Below are 13,111 nucleotides of genomic sequence, written 5' to 3'. Positions count from 1 at the left end.
TGCGCCCGACTCATCCTAGGCGGCGCGCCGGCTCAGCCTCGGAGTCACCAGCGTCGACCACGGAGTCACCAGCGTCGACCGAACACCCCCGCCAGGAGCGCGTGCCCGAGCGGCAGCAGGGACCCCGTCATGAGCACCCCGCCGAGCACCGGATCCTCGGGGCGGAGGGTCGCGCCGCCGATCAGGAGTGCGGCGAACAGCAGACCCAACAGCGTCCGCCTGCCCAGCTGTTCGAGTCGGGCGACGCGGCGCTCGAGCGCGGGATCGGGGAATGACACCCGCCGATCCTCGATGCGGGTGAGGAAGCCGTCCACCCGTCCCGGGAGCTGCGCCGCCGTCGTGACACCGGTGACGGCGCGGCGCAGGACATCGGTGACGGCGTTGCGGCCCTCCTCGCGGACGAGCCGCGAGGCGTAGGGCTCGACGGCGTCCCACAGGTTGAAGGCAGGGTCCAGGGCGCTGCAGACACCCGAGGTCAGCGACATCGCGCGGACGATGAGGAGGAAGTTCTCGGGCAGCTGGAACGGCAGCGACCGCACGACATCCTGGAACTCGATCGCGAAGGCACGGAACTCCCGCGGGTCGACCTCGCGGAGTTCGGCGAACCCCATGCCCCCGAAGCGGGCGAACAGCTGCGTCATGGCGCGCTCGAGCTCGGTCGTGTCGGCGCTGGGCAGGAGCACGCCCACGTCGCGGATGCTCTGGACGAGGGCGACCCCGTCGCGTGCGGCGACAGCGATCATGAGGCGGCGCAGGCCGTTGCGCAGGCTCGGCGGGACCTCGCCCATCATTCCGAAGTCGATGAAGGTGAGTCGCCACGGCGGGGTGTCGGCACCGGCGGCATCCGTTCCCGTCAGCGGCGTCACGAAGATGTTGCCCGGGTGCGGGTCGGCGTGGAAGAACCCGTGCGTGAAGACCTGATCGAACATGACCGAGGCGAAGACCTGCGCGACCTCCGCCGGATCGATGCCCGCGGCCAGGAGCGCGTCGTGATCGGTGATCTTGATCGCCGTCACGTCTTCGAGGGTGAGGGTGCGTCGGGACGTCCGTTCCCAGACGACGGCGGGGACACCCACACGCCGGTCGCCGGCGAAGTCCGCGGCGAACCTCTCGCCGTTGACGGCCTCGTGAAGGTAGTCGATCTCCTCCAGGCTGGTCTCGGCGAACTCCTCCACGAGCTGCGGAGCATCGACGCGGTCCGACACGATCCGGACGTGGCTGAGCCAGCGACCGACACGGCGGAGCGCCGCGAGATCGGTGTCGACGATGCCTTGAATACCGGGGCGCTGCACCTTGACGACGACGGCGTCGAGCCCGGTGAGGGCGGCATCGTCCTCCGCCAGGCGCGCGCGATGAGCCTGACCGAGGGATGCCGCGGCCACCGGCACGGTCTCGACGGCGGCGAAGGCACGCTCGAGCGGAACCCCCAGCTGCCCTTCGGCCTCGGCGCGGATCTCGGGGAAGGGGACCGCCGGGACCTCGTCCTGAAGTCCCTCCAGTTCCTTCGTGATCTCGGGCGGCAGGACGTCGAGACGCGACGACATGAACTGACCGACCTTGATCATCAGCCCGCCGAGATCGATCGCGAGCCCGTGGAAACGGCGCGCGATGCGCTGCATGCGTGCCGAACGCCCCCGCACGCCGATCCAGCCCAGGCCGATGCGCGGCAGGAAGAGCTCGAACCACCATGTGACGACGAGGGCTCTGGCCGCGAACCGGAGGATGCGTCGGTAGCGCGCTCGCGCGTCGCGGTCGTCGGGAAGGTTCTCGCCTTCCCGACGCCGTTCTGCCACGCGGGTCAGCCCTGCGCGAGGAGGGCGTAGAGCCGGCGGCGAGCCTCATCGAGGATCTCCACGGCTTCGGCCACCTGTTCGGGCGACCCGGAACGAGCCACCTGCGCGGCCGCCTGGGCGAGTTCGACTCCGGCCTTGGGCAGCGCGGTCGCGCGGTGGTGGTGCTCCTTCGTGGGCGACGCCGTCTCCCACGGGGCCGATCCCGCCGCCTCTTCGGCGACCATGCGCCCGGCGTCGGTGAGGGAGTACGTCTTGCGACCCCCGGCTTCCTCGGCGACGATGAGGCCTTCATCGGCGAGCAGCTGCAGCGTGGGGTAGACCGAGCCGGCGCTGGGCTTCCACGATCCGCCACTGCGGGAGTCGATCTCCTGGATGATCTGGTACCCGTGCATGGGCTTTTCGGCCAGGAGCGCGAGAACGGCGGTGCGCACGTCTCCTCTGCTCATCCGCGACGGACCGGGACGCTGATCGAACGACGTCCGGAACTGTTCGAAGGCCTCCATGAGTCCGGCGCCGAGGTTGCCGAGATCGAAGCCCTGCGACCCCGATCCGAACCCGCGGCCGCTGCCGCCGAAGCCGTTCGAACCGAAGCCCTGCGAGCCGAATGAGCTGTTCATGATGTCTCCTTCAGATGGTGACCGATACCCAACGATATATCGTTCGGAAGAGGCGGCGGCGGACCTCAGGAAGTTGCCAGGCTTCGTGATCAGGTCTTTTACCGGCGGGGGTCTCGCCGCGGTCACGTAGGTAACGTTCGGGTAACGCTCAGGTTCGTGCACCAGGGTGGTGGACTCGTGCCCGCCCGAACGGTCACGCACGCTCTTCCAGGGCGTGTCCCCGCTACACGGAACCACTACTTCTGCATGCCTACTGATTCGACTTCTCCCGCCACCCGCCGATCGATCCGCTCCACCCGAACCGAAGAACGCCGACTCCGGCGCCGCCCGGTACTCGTCCTCTCCACGATGACGACCGCCTTCGTGATCGCCGCCAGCGCGACGGCCATGGCACCCGCTCCTCAGGCTGCACAGGCCGAGACGCCGACCCCCGCGATCGCCCTGGCCTCGTTCTCACGGACGCTTCCCGACTCCCTGACCGACGGGGTGGCGACCTCCGCGCCGGAGTCCGAGATCCGCTCGACGCTCGCTGAGGCGAAGGCCGCCGTCGCGGCGTCCACCGACGTGACCGCCGACATCGCCGCGTCGAAGCTCGACGTCGGAACGAAGGACACGACCGTCTCCACCGACGGCCTGGCCACGGCGGTCGACGAGTTGGAGTCCGTCTCCGCACTCCCGCTCCTGCTCGACACCCGCGACGCCACCGAGGCCGTGGACGCCGAGATCGCGACGGTCACCGAGAAGACCAGCGCACTGCGCGGCCGGCTCGACGCTGCCGTCGAGAAGGAGAAGGAGCGCGTCGCCGAGGAGAAGCGCAAGCAGGAGGCCGCCAAGAAGGCCGCCGCTGAGAAGGCCGCCGCGGAGGAGGCCGCCCGTGTGAAGGCCGCTCAGTCGACGTCCTCGTCGTCGGGATCGTCCTCGTCCGGTTCGTCGTCGTCCAGCTCCTCGTCGTCCAGCTCCGGCCCCGCCAGCGGCGGGACATCGGCCGCTGCCGCCAAGGCGACCGCGCGCGCGATGCTCGGCGACTACGGCTGGGGCGACGACCAGTACTCCTGCCTCGTGTCGCTGTGGAACAAGGAGTCCGGCTGGAACTACCGCGCATCGAACCCGTCCAGTGGTGCCTACGGCATCCCACAGGCCCTCCCCGGCAGCAAGATGGGCAGCGTCGCGTCCGACTGGCGCACCAATCCCGCCACGCAGATCGCCTGGGGCTTCGGGTACATCGACGGTCGCTACGGCAGCCCCTGCGGCGCCTGGGGCCACTCGCAGTCGGCCGGCTGGTACTGATCGCGCACTGACGCACAACCTCTGACACCGCGGATGCCGCGGGTCCCCGACACCTCGTCGGCGGGCCCGCGGCATCCGTCGTTCCACCCCGATCAGACGGTGAAGAACGCCTCCGCCACACGAGACAGGTCGTGCAGGTCGCTCACCCCGGCGAGCTCGCGTGCGGAGTGCATCGACAGGATCGGGATGCCGACGTCCACCGTCGCGATGCCGAGGCGGGTCGCCGTGATCGGACCGATCGTCGAGCCGCACGGCACGGCGTTGTTCGACACGAATTCCTGCGAGCCGACACCCGCGACATCGCACCAGCCGTGCCAGGCCGCCGCTCCTGCGCCGTCGGTGGCGTAACGCTGGTTGGCGTTGATCTTGAGGATCGGCCCCGACCCGAGACGCGGCTGCACCACGGGGTCGTGCTTCTCGGCGTAGTTGGGGTGAACCGCGTGCCCGACGTCGCTCGAGACGCACCACGAGTCGGCGAGGGAACGCAACTGCTGCTCGCGGTCGGCCCCGAGCGAAAGCTGGATGCGCTCGAGCACATCGGCCAGGAACGGCCCGGCGGCGCCCGAGCGGGTCGCGGAGCCGACCTCCTCGTGATCGAACACGGCGAGCATCGCGATCCGGGTCGCGTCGAACCCGTCGGCGGCGCGCTCGAGGGCGACGACGCCGGCGTGGACGGAGGCGAGATCGTCCAGGCGACCCGACGCGAAGAACACGTCGCCTTTGCCGAACACCGCGCCGCGCGCGGCATCGGCCGTCACGACGTCATAACCGCGGATGCGTGCCGCGTCGACGCCGGCCTCGGCGGCGAGCTCGGCGAGAAGGTCGGCCGAGTCGGCGTCTCCGAGTCCCCACACGGGCTGGGTCTGGCGCTGCTTGTCGAGGGCGAGGCCCTCGTTGACCTCGCGGTCGAGGTGGATGGCGAGCTGAGGCAGACGAAGGAGAGCACCCGTCGCGGCGAGGACGCTCGAGCCGTCGTCGAGGACGAGCCGACCGGCGAGGCGCAGCTCGCGGTCGAGCCACGAGTTCAGCAGCGGACCGCCGTAGACCTCGACGCCCGCCTGCAGCCAGCCGAGGCTCCCCGTCGTGGGACGCGGCTTGAGCTTCAGTGCCGGGGAGTCGCTGTGCGCACCGAAGACATGGACGCCGGTCGCGGCATCCGCTCCCTTCGGGACGACCCACGCCAGAACCGCACCGTCGCGCACGACGAAGAACCGCCTGCCGGGCTGGGCGGGCCACGCGTCGCGCTCGTCGAGTTCCTGGAAGCCCGCCTCGCGGACCCTTCGGGCGACCTCCGCCGCGGCGTGGTAGCTCGAGGGTGAGGCGGCGACGAAGTCCGCGAGGTCGGCGGCGTGCTCGTGGGCTGCCGAGCCGGTCGAAGGCGTGGACATGGGTGTACCTCCAGAGAAGGATGCCGGGCGGGACCCTCTGATCGTAGTTCGACCCCGTCGGCGCAACCCCGTGGCCCGCGTGCCCGCTGCCCGGTAGACCGGGCGCATGGCGAAGAAGGACGATGCGGTGACCCTGACGGTCGACGGGCACGAGGTGCGGCTCTCGAGTCCCGAGAAGGTGGTGTTCCCCGAGCCCGGGATCACCAAGCGCGACCTCGCGGAGTACTACCTTGCAGTGGCGGATGGCGCTCTCCGTGGCGTCACCGACCGGCCGATGGTGTTGAAGCGCTTCGTGAAGGGCATCGATCAGGAGGCCTTCTTCCAGAAGCGCGTCCCGGAGAACCGGCCGGGGTTCGTCTCGTCTGCGACGCTCCGCTACGCCTCGGGGACAAGCGCCGAAGAGGCCGTCATCCGGGACGCCGCGGGACTGGTCTGGGCCGTCGGCGTGGGATGCCTCGACCTCAACCCCCACCCCGTGCGCGCCGACGACCTCGATCACCCCGACGAGCTGCGCATCGACCTCGACCCGATGCCCGGCGTGGAATGGTCGCAGATCGTCGACGTCGCCTTCGTCGCGCGCAATCTGCTGGCGGACGTGGGACTCGTCGGGTGGCCGAAGACGTCGGGCTCTCGTGGCGTCCACATCCTGGTCCGCACCGATCGCGCGCACGACTACGCGCAGGTGCGGCTGGCGGCGCAGGCGTTCGCGCGCGAGGTCGAGAACCGCGCGCCGGGACTGGCGACGGCGCACTGGTGGAAGGAGGAGCGCGGCGAGAGCGTCTTCGTCGACTTCAACCAGAACGCGAAGGACCGTACCGTCGCCTCGGCGTACTCCGTCCGCCCCCTTCCGGATGCGCGTGTCTCGATGCCGCTCGAGTGGGACGCGCTGCGCACGATCCGGCCTGAGGAGTTCACGGTCCGCACCGTGCCGGGTCTTTTCGCAGAGCGGGGCGACGCCCATGCCGGCATCGACGACGCTCCCGGGTCTCTCGAGAGGCTGCTGGCGCTCGCGGACGAGCTCGGTCCGGCCGAACGTGCGCCGCGCAGCGGCGACGGATCGGGACGGCGGCGATCGACGATGCCCCTCATCGAGATCTCCCGCGCGGCGACGAAGGACGAGGCTCTCGGCGGTCTCGACCGGTGGCGCGCGCGGCACCCCGAGGTCGCTGCGCATCTCTCCCCCGCCGATGTGATGGTCGACGGCATGCGGGGGTCGAGCTCGCTCTGGTACCGCGTCCGCGTGAACCTGCAGCACGTCCCCGAGGCCGAACGCCCCACCCAGGAGCCGCTCGAAGTGGACTACGACCCGTGGACGCGCCCCGCCGCTCGCGACTCCTGAGCCCCGTCATCACGGCGCCGGCCGGCTCCGAGGGCGAACGTCGCACCCAGACCGATCACGAGGAAGCCCGCCGCCGTCAGAGCGGATGCGCGGGTGCCGTCGGAGAAGGCGGTGCGCGCGGCATCCGCGACCTGCGCCTGCGAGGGGTCCGCTTCGAGACCGGCGATGGCTGCTCCCGCGGAGTCGACGACGGCGGTGACCACCTTGTCCGCGGCGGCGGACGGGACGCCGGCATCGTCGAGGGACGCCGTCAGCACACCGCCGGTGGTGGTGAACAGCACCGTCCCGAGGATCGCTACGCCGAGTGCCGAGCCGACCTGGCGAGCGGTGGACTGCATGCCCGAGCCCTGCCCGGACTTCTCGACGGGGACGTCCCGCAGGATGACACCCGTGAGCTGCGCGGTCGCGAGCCCCACGCCGAACCCGTACACGGCGAGCGCGGGGATGAGCCAGCCCCAGGCGGCATCCGGTCCGATGATGAACCCGGCCCAGGCGATGCCGATGATCTCGGCCAGGATGCCGACGCGTACCACCACGACTGCGGGCACCTTCCCGCTGAATGCGCCCGCGGCGCCGCTGGCGACGAACGATCCGCCGGCGAGCGCGAGGAGCAGGAGACCCACCTGGAGCGCGTCGAAGCCGAGGACGAACTGCAGCCAGAGAGGCAGCGCGAGAATCAGGCCGAACTCGCCGAGCGAGACGACGAGGGCGGCGATGTTGCCGTTCCGGAACGACGAGATGCTCAGCAGCGAGAAGTCGATGAGCGGATCCTGGCCCCGGCGACCGCGACGCAGGCCCCACCAGACGAACAGCACGAGCGCGACGAGGGTGATCCCGAAGGCGAAGGGAATGGGCGAGACGGAGAGCGGCCACTCCCAGCCGCCGATCGTGAGCCCGTCCTCCGCGGTCCACCAGCCGAACGTCCGCCCCTCGATCAGACCGAAGACGAGCGAGCCGAACAGGATGACGGACAGCAGCGCGCCCACCCCGTCGATCGACCGCTTCCGGCTCTCGCGCGATTCGGCGACCGTCAGCAGCACGCCGATCACGATGATGATGCCGAGAGGGATGTTGATCCCGAAGGCCCAGCGCCATGAGAACGCCGTCGTCAACCAGCCGCCGAGGAGCGGGCCGACCGCGGCCATGCCGCCGATGGTCGAGCCCCAGACGGCGAACGCGATACCGCGCTCGCGGCCGCGGAACGTGGAGTTGATGAGCGAGAGCGTCGTCGGAAGGATCATCGCCCCGCCGACGCCCTGCACGAAGCGGGCGAGGATCAGCAGCTCACCCGTCGGGGCGAAGCTCGCCAGCACCGAGGAGGCGGCGAAGATCGAGACGCCGAGAAGCATGATCCGCCGCCGCCCGAAGCGGTCCGCGAAGGCACCGAAGAGCAGCAGGAGCGAGGCGAAGACGAGGGTGTAGACCTCCTGCACCCACTGGACTTCGGTCGAGCTGATCTCCAGCTCTTCGACGATGGACGGGACCGCCACGTTGACGATGGTCGAGTCGACGATGATGAGCGACACCGCGACGCTGATGAAGACCAGCCCCAGCCACCGACGGGAATCCTTCGCCATGAGATTTACCTCGCTTTTCTAGCAATCCGACAGCGATAGTACTCCTCCGACGACGGGGTGCAACCCGTCAGATGCTGCGGAGTTCGACAGTGCGGATGCCGCCGTCCGCCACCTCGACCACCATCAGCGTGTGATCGGGCTGCCGCCTGCGGTCCGTGGGCGATCCTGGATTCAGCAGACGCATCCCGCTCATCGCGGTCGTGTCCCAGGGGATGTGGCTGTGGCCGAACACGAGCAGGTCGGTCTCAGGGAAGGCGGCATCCATCCGCTCCTCACGGCGCTGCTTCTGACCGGTCTCGTGCACGACCGCGATGCGGACTCCCTCGACCTCGCGCCGGGCCACCTCCGGCAGGACCGACCGCAGATCCTCGCCGTCGTTGTTCCCGTACACCCCGAGGACGTCGCCGTGCTGCTGCAGGTCCGCGAGGACGGATGCCGCGACCCAGTCCCCCGCATGGATGGTGAGGTCGGCGGCATCCGCTTCGCGCCGGACCGCATCCGGCAGGGTCCGCGCACGGCCCGGGATGTGCGTGTCGGAGATCAGCAGCAGTCGCGTGGTCACCGCGGCAGGGTAGCCCAGCCGGGCCCGGGGCGACAGCCCGTGCGCGAGGTGGACCGACGGAGCGAAAGTGGATGTCCATCACCTGGCGCCCCGTGACCCCCGGGCGCAGCCATCCGACGGAAGGAACCCCATGAGCACTCCCGATCAGCCCGCCGACGACGGCATCCGCCTCGACCCGAGCGACGCGCCCACCGAGGACACGACGGTCGGCGACACTGAGGCCGCCGACGCCGAGTTCGAGGGACGCCTGCCAGACGACGCCGAGCCCGCCGCGGACCCCGGCGAGACGTATGCCGATTCGGGCATCCAGCCGGAGTCGCAGGGTGAAGACCCGGTCGTGGTCGAGCTCGGCGAGGAGGGCGAGGGCGACCTCTCCCCCATCGACGTCTGACACTCGTCGCGCGGCGTTCGTCCGCCACGGCAAGGTATCGCGCGCGACACGCCGCCCACCGGCTCGGTGAGGCGGCGTGCCCCGCGTGATTCCTTGCACCCGCTGACTGATCAGGATGCCGCGGCTCCGCTCCCCTCTTCAGCCCGCGGCACGATGACCAGTCCCCCGAGTCCGATCGCCGCCGCTGTGAGGAAGGCGGACGGCAGACCCCAGGCATCCCCTATCGCCCCCAGCGCAGGGGCCCCCACGGCCTGACCGACGGCCAGCGCGAGGAACACGATCCCGACACCGGTCGAGGGACGATCCGGCAAGACCCGCGTGCTCCATACGAGGAGCACGCCAGTGAGGGCGATGTAGACCGGACCGAACACGCCGCTCGCGACGAGGGCGAGCGGGAACGACCCCGGCCAGAGGGCGAGCGTCGCCGTTCCTCCCGCGGCGACGACGACCATGACGCGCCACGAGGTCGCGATGCCGAGTCTTGTGACGGTGTCCCCTGCAGCCGCACCTGCCAGCCCGCAGGCGCCCAGCACGATCCACGCCCAGGTGGCGGCACCGGTGCTCTGCGAACCCGCCGTGCGCAGATGATCCTGCCCGAACGTCCACACCGCTGCCGTCGCGAGGCCCATGACCGCGGCGGCCGCGACCAATCAGACCGCACCGGGAGGCAGTCGCCGCCCGCGACCCTGACGTGGAGACCGCTCCCGCGCCACCGGCACGGCGAGGGAGACGGCGAGAGCTGCAGCGGCGGAGAGGATGGCGAACGCCGCCCACGCCCATCGCCAGTTCTCGGCGGCGATGAGTGCAACCGGCCCCGACACCAGGACGCCCAGCCCGGTGCCGGAATCGACGATCGTCTGGACCCGGTCCCGGCGGTCGCTGGCGACGGTCCGCGCGATGGCCTGTGCCAACGGCGGGGATGCGACGCCCGTGCTCGCTCCCGCCAGGGCGACGCCCGTCGCGAGCCATACCGCGTCCGGCGCGGCGGCGACCGCGGCCGTTCCGGCGGCTGCGAGAGCTCCAGCGAGCACGGCGACAGCGCGCGCGCCCAGCCGCGGACTGAGCGCGGTGGCGACGACGATTCCCGCGCAATAGGCGAGGTAGCTAGCGGAGGCGATGGCGCCCGCCGTCGCCGCATCGAGGTCGAACTCGCCACGGAACGAGGGGACGAAGAGTCCGGAGGCGAAGCGGGCGAGGCCGTAGCAGACCGCGATCAGCCCGAGCCCGCTCGCTGCGAGCGCAGCCGTACGTCGCCGAGACAGGGGGTCGTCACGCATGTCAGGATCCTCGAACTTCACCGATCTGTGAAGTAGCATAGGTGCATGTCGAACCCCATCGCGCCCGAGCCGGCGCTCACGCGCGGGGCGCAGAAGGTGCTCGCCGCAGCGAGCGCCCTCTTCTACGAGCGGGGTATCGCCTCTGTCGGTGTCGATGCGATCGCCGAGCGTTCCGGCGTCACGAAGCGCACCCTCTACGACCGGTTCGGATCGAAGGACGCGCTCGCGCTGGCCTATCTCCGGGATCGGGATGCCGCGTGGTCGGCACGGTGGGAGGAACGCGTCGCGTCCTCCCCCGCACCACGGACCCTCACGGTGTTCGACTCCTATGCCCACGACGTGGATCCGGCCGGCTTCGGCTGCGCGTTCCTCAACGCTGCCGCGGAGCTCCCTCCGAGCCACACCGGCTGGACCGTCATCCGCGAACACAAGAAGCGAGTCGCGGATCGCATCGGCGAGCTGGTGGCTGAGGACCTCGGGGCGCAGGCGCCCGAGGTCGCCGAGATGATCTTCCTGATGCTGGAGGGCGCCATCGCGCATCAGCGCGTAGACGGCGACTCCCAGCGACTCGAGGATGCGCGCCGGCTCGCTGGCGCGCTCCTCACCGGGCCCCAATGACACCGTTCCCGGCCGATTTGTGGCAGATTCAGGCCATGCAGCCGCCAGCCGGACGCCAGGTCTCCTTCACTTTCGTCGACGTCACCGTGCACACGCTCGCAACGTGGGCACTCGCGTCGATCCTCGTGAGCGCCTACTGGGTCGCGGAGTTCACAGCGACCGGGAGCGGAGCGAACTACCTCGGCGCCTTCATCGCTGCCGGCATCCTCGCGGTGTTCGTCTTCGCGTGGTTCGGATCCCCACTCGCCTGGCTGACAGGTCTCGCTCTGCGGAACGTCGCCCAGAGGTGGGTGCATGTCGTCGTATTCGGGGCGCTGGGGGCGGTCGCGTCCGTACCCGTCATGTGGCTCATGATCCCGTGGACCGGGCTCGACGGCGAACCTCGTCTCGAATACCGGATCCTGGGAGTAGCCGTTCTCGCCGGTCTTTTCGCTGCGGCAGGGCGTGCCCTCGCCTTCGCCGCCCGCGCGCGCCGGGAGCAGCGACCCCCGCGCCCCGCCGACCCGGAAGATGTGATCCTGGACGCCCTGGAATCGGGGCGCTGACTCCGATCGCCGGAGACAACAAAACCCCCGGGTGGAGCCGGGGGTTTTGCGTAGCGGGAGCGGGGCTTGAACCCGCGACCTCACGATTATGAGTCGTGCGCTCTCACCAACTGAGCTACCCCGCCACGAGCATCGAAGAGATGCTGCGAGCCCCGAGTCAGGATTGAACTGACGACCCCTTCCTTACCATGGAAGTGCTCTGCCACTGAGCTATCGGGGCGTGCTGCCCGCATGCGGGCAACTAGAAGAGGATACCAGAGTCGCGGCATCCCTCTGTAACCGGGTCAGCCTCGCGTGTGCTCCTTCAACCACGGGAGCGGGTCGATGCGCGTGGTACCGCCCAGCAGCACCTCGAGGTGCAGGTGCGGGCCGGTGGACTTGCCCGTGCTGCCGACCTGGCCGATGACCTGACCGGCCTTCACGGTCTCGCCGGGCGAGACGCGGAGGGAGCCGTACTCCATGTGTCCGTAGCGGGTCGACACGAGCTGGCCGTCGATGATGTGGTCGATGACGACGGTCACGCCGTAGTCGCCGCCGGCCTCGGTCGCGATGCGGACGGTTCCCGCGGCGACCGCGTGGATCTCAGCGCCGCGGCCGGGGGTGAAGTCCGTCCCGTGGTGAGCGCGAGAGAACTTCGACAGGTAGGACGTCGAACCGAACTGCGCCGAGATGGGCACGCCGACCGGGAAGGGCCACTGCACGGCAGCCGTCGCGTCGTTCACCCAGGTCCCCGCGAACTTTGTGACACCGGAGTCCGCGGCGACGTCTGCCATCGACTCGATGTCGTACTCGTCGGAACGCGCGAGGTCTTTCGCCGCCGTCGCGGACCCGGCCACGTAGGCCTGGATCTCGGGGGCGTCGGTGTCGGTCGCATCGCTGGCGAGAGTCATGTCGCCGCGCACCTGCTGACCGAAAGCGCCGACCGCGGCGACGGGCGTGGTGGTCCCGATGGCGAGAAGACCGACGACTCCGACCACACTGACCGAGAAGGATGCCGCGGCGAGACGCTTGAACACGACGCGCCCACGGCGGGGGCGCGCAGGCTGGTCGGCCATGCGCACGCGGGTCGTGGGCTTCGGCTGCTCGTCGGCCTCTGCCGCCGCACGGGCGACCTGGATCGGGGTCTCACCCGTGAAGGAGAACACCTTGGCGGCGAGCTCGAACTCGTCGATGCTCGGGGCCGCCTCACGATCGGACGCGTGGACCGAGTCCGCGGCGGGGAGGACGATGGTCTCGTCGAGAAACTCGCGGACGGGAACCTCGGGGACCGGAACGGCGGGGGCGGCCGGCCGGGGTGACCGGCGTCGACGCGGCAGGACGGCTGCGGCTGCCTCTGCGACGACGGACTCGGCGATCGCCGTCGGCGCCGCCGGGACGGTCTCGGGCTCGACCGCGGCGGATGCGGCGACCGTCGGCTCGACAGCAACAGCCTCAGCAGCAGAAACCTGCACGCCGGGCGTCGCAACGGTCGAAGACGTGTCGCGCGTGCGGCGACGGCGCATGACCGGAGCCTCCGCCACCCGATCCGACGTGTCGCCGCTCCTCTCGACGACGGTCCCGTCAGCCTGACGGCGATACTCCGCACGGGTCAACGGCGCGGGGCCGGACACAGCGGGTCGCCGGCTGCGACGCGCTGCGGGCGCGTCGGTCGGGGTGGCATCGAAAGTCAAACGTGCGGGCTCTCGCGTCGAGCGGCCAGGGGCCGCGGGGCTTCAGG

General features: G+C 70.4%; 13 protein-coding genes and 2 tRNA genes. 5 read left to right on the top strand and 10 right to left on the bottom strand.

The genetic code is table 11. The features are described 5' to 3' along the window. Nucleotides 1-65: 65 nt before the first annotated feature. Nucleotides 66-1,793 carry an ABC1 kinase family protein gene (locus tag ACIQLK_RS05885; protein WP_400363387.1) on the bottom strand — a complete coding sequence of 576 codons (1,728 nt, stop codon included), beginning with the start codon at nt 1,791-1,793 and terminating at the stop codon, nt 66-68. Between the two features lie 5 nt (nt 1,794-1,798). Beyond that, nucleotides 1,799-2,410, bottom strand: a complete 612-nt coding sequence (locus ACIQLK_RS05880; protein WP_400363386.1) for a PadR family transcriptional regulator — start codon at nt 2,408-2,410, stop codon at nt 1,799-1,801. 348 nt (nt 2,411-2,758) lie between these two features. On the opposite strand from ACIQLK_RS05880, the gene ACIQLK_RS05875 reads away from it, so the two are divergent. Beyond that, entirely contained in the window at nt 2,759-3,697 is a 939-nt protein-coding gene (locus ACIQLK_RS05875) for a hypothetical protein (RefSeq protein WP_400363385.1), read from the top strand. A gap of 92 nt (nt 3,698-3,789) precedes the next feature. On the opposite strand, the gene ACIQLK_RS05870 is transcribed toward ACIQLK_RS05875, so the two are convergent. Continuing rightward, a complete protein-coding gene (locus tag ACIQLK_RS05870; RefSeq protein ID WP_400363383.1) occupies nt 3,790-5,085 on the bottom strand; it encodes a M18 family aminopeptidase in 1,296 nt (431 codons plus the stop codon). A 106-nt stretch (nt 5,086-5,191) separates the two neighbouring features. Here ACIQLK_RS05870 and ligD point away from each other — a divergent pair, with 106 nt between their 5' ends. After that, a complete protein-coding gene (ligD, locus tag ACIQLK_RS05865; RefSeq protein WP_400363382.1) occupies nt 5,192-6,424 on the top strand; it encodes a non-homologous end-joining DNA ligase in 1,233 nt (410 codons plus the stop codon). Here the strand turns inward: ligD and ACIQLK_RS05860 are convergent. Both ACIQLK_RS05860 and ACIQLK_RS05855 read right to left on the bottom strand, forming a co-directional pair. Continuing rightward, nucleotides 6,385-8,001, bottom strand: coding sequence for a DHA2 family efflux MFS transporter permease subunit (locus ACIQLK_RS05860; protein ID WP_400363380.1), 1,617 nt, complete (start codon nt 7,999-8,001; stop codon nt 6,385-6,387). The genes ligD and ACIQLK_RS05860 overlap by 40 nt on opposite strands. Before the next feature lie 67 nt (nt 8,002-8,068). Further along, the gene (locus ACIQLK_RS05855) at nt 8,069-8,563 is read right to left on the bottom strand and encodes a metallophosphoesterase (protein ID WP_189318450.1); all 495 of its coding nucleotides are present in this window, start codon (nt 8,561-8,563) and stop codon (nt 8,069-8,071) included. 130 nt (nt 8,564-8,693) lie between these two features. Between ACIQLK_RS05855 and ACIQLK_RS05850 the strand changes: the two genes are divergently transcribed. Further along, nucleotides 8,694-8,954: a hypothetical protein gene (locus ACIQLK_RS05850; protein ID WP_400363378.1), complete on the top strand. Its 261-nt coding sequence runs from the start codon at nt 8,694-8,696 to the stop codon at nt 8,952-8,954. 110 nt (nt 8,955-9,064) lie between these two features. On the opposite strand, the gene ACIQLK_RS05845 is transcribed toward ACIQLK_RS05850, so the two are convergent. Together ACIQLK_RS05845 and ACIQLK_RS05840 are read right to left on the bottom strand one after the other, a co-directional pair. Continuing rightward, the gene (locus ACIQLK_RS05845; RefSeq protein WP_400363376.1) at nt 9,065-9,604 is read right to left on the bottom strand and encodes a hypothetical protein; all 540 of its coding nucleotides are present in this window, start codon (nt 9,602-9,604) and stop codon (nt 9,065-9,067) included. After that, nucleotides 9,605-10,231 (bottom strand): MFS transporter, encoded by a 627-nt coding sequence (locus ACIQLK_RS05840; protein ID WP_400363375.1) that lies wholly within the window; start codon nt 10,229-10,231, stop codon nt 9,605-9,607. Nucleotides 10,232-10,276: 45 nt separating this feature from the next. Here ACIQLK_RS05840 and ACIQLK_RS05835 point away from each other — a divergent pair, with 45 nt between their 5' ends. Both ACIQLK_RS05835 and ACIQLK_RS05830 read left to right on the top strand, forming a co-directional pair. Continuing rightward, on the top strand, nt 10,277-10,849 hold the full coding sequence (locus ACIQLK_RS05835; RefSeq protein WP_400363373.1) for a TetR/AcrR family transcriptional regulator: 573 nt from the start codon (nt 10,277-10,279) through the stop codon (nt 10,847-10,849). 35 nt (nt 10,850-10,884) lie between these two features. Further along, the gene (locus tag ACIQLK_RS05830) at nt 10,885-11,394 is read left to right on the top strand and encodes a hypothetical protein (RefSeq protein WP_400363371.1); all 510 of its coding nucleotides are present in this window, start codon (nt 10,885-10,887) and stop codon (nt 11,392-11,394) included. A gap of 51 nt (nt 11,395-11,445) precedes the next feature. Here ACIQLK_RS05830 and ACIQLK_RS05825 read toward each other — a convergent pair. The 3 genes from ACIQLK_RS05825 to ACIQLK_RS05815 form a co-directional block, all read right to left on the bottom strand. Further along, nucleotides 11,446-11,519 (bottom strand) — tRNA-Met (locus tag ACIQLK_RS05825). A 23-nt stretch (nt 11,520-11,542) separates the two neighbouring features. Continuing rightward, nucleotides 11,543-11,614 (bottom strand) — tRNA-Thr (locus ACIQLK_RS05820). 64 nt (nt 11,615-11,678) lie between these two features. Beyond that, entirely contained in the window at nt 11,679-12,896 is a 1,218-nt protein-coding gene (locus ACIQLK_RS05815) for a M23 family metallopeptidase (protein WP_400363369.1), read from the bottom strand. Between the last annotated feature and the right edge of the window lie 215 nt (nt 12,897-13,111).

The sequence above is a fragment of the Microbacterium sp. NPDC091382 genome (assembly GCF_044757025.1).
Classification (GTDB): domain Bacteria; phylum Actinomycetota; class Actinomycetes; order Actinomycetales; family Microbacteriaceae; genus Microbacterium.
The sequence above is the reverse complement of the archived record's forward strand: the minus strand, read 5'-3'. Positions and strand labels throughout refer to the sequence as shown.

Excerpts from the sequence above, each read along its gene's own strand:
- ACIQLK_RS05850 (WP_400363378.1), top strand. The coding sequence starts at position 8,694 with ATGAGCACTCCCGATCAGCCCGCCGACGACGGCATCCGCCTCGACCCG.
- ACIQLK_RS05880 (WP_400363386.1), bottom strand. The coding sequence starts at position 2,410 with ATGAACAGCTCATTCGGCTCGCAGGGCTTCGGTTCGAACGGCTTCGGC.
- ACIQLK_RS05815 (WP_400363369.1), bottom strand. The coding sequence starts at position 12,896 with ATGCGCCGTCGCCGCACGCGCGACACGTCTTCGACCGTTGCGACGCCC.
- ACIQLK_RS05860 (WP_400363380.1), bottom strand. The coding sequence starts at position 8,001 with ATGGCGAAGGATTCCCGTCGGTGGCTGGGGCTGGTCTTCATCAGCGTC.
- ACIQLK_RS05875 (WP_400363385.1), top strand. The coding sequence starts at position 2,759 with ATGACGACCGCCTTCGTGATCGCCGCCAGCGCGACGGCCATGGCACCC.
- ligD (WP_400363382.1), top strand. The coding sequence starts at position 5,192 with ATGGCGAAGAAGGACGATGCGGTGACCCTGACGGTCGACGGGCACGAG.
- ACIQLK_RS05830 (WP_400363371.1), top strand. The coding sequence starts at position 10,885 with ATGCAGCCGCCAGCCGGACGCCAGGTCTCCTTCACTTTCGTCGACGTC.
- ACIQLK_RS05870 (WP_400363383.1), bottom strand. The coding sequence starts at position 5,085 with ATGTCCACGCCTTCGACCGGCTCGGCAGCCCACGAGCACGCCGCCGAC.
- ACIQLK_RS05835 (WP_400363373.1), top strand. The coding sequence starts at position 10,277 with ATGTCGAACCCCATCGCGCCCGAGCCGGCGCTCACGCGCGGGGCGCAG.
- ACIQLK_RS05840 (WP_400363375.1), bottom strand. The coding sequence starts at position 10,231 with ATGCGTGACGACCCCCTGTCTCGGCGACGTACGGCTGCGCTCGCAGCG.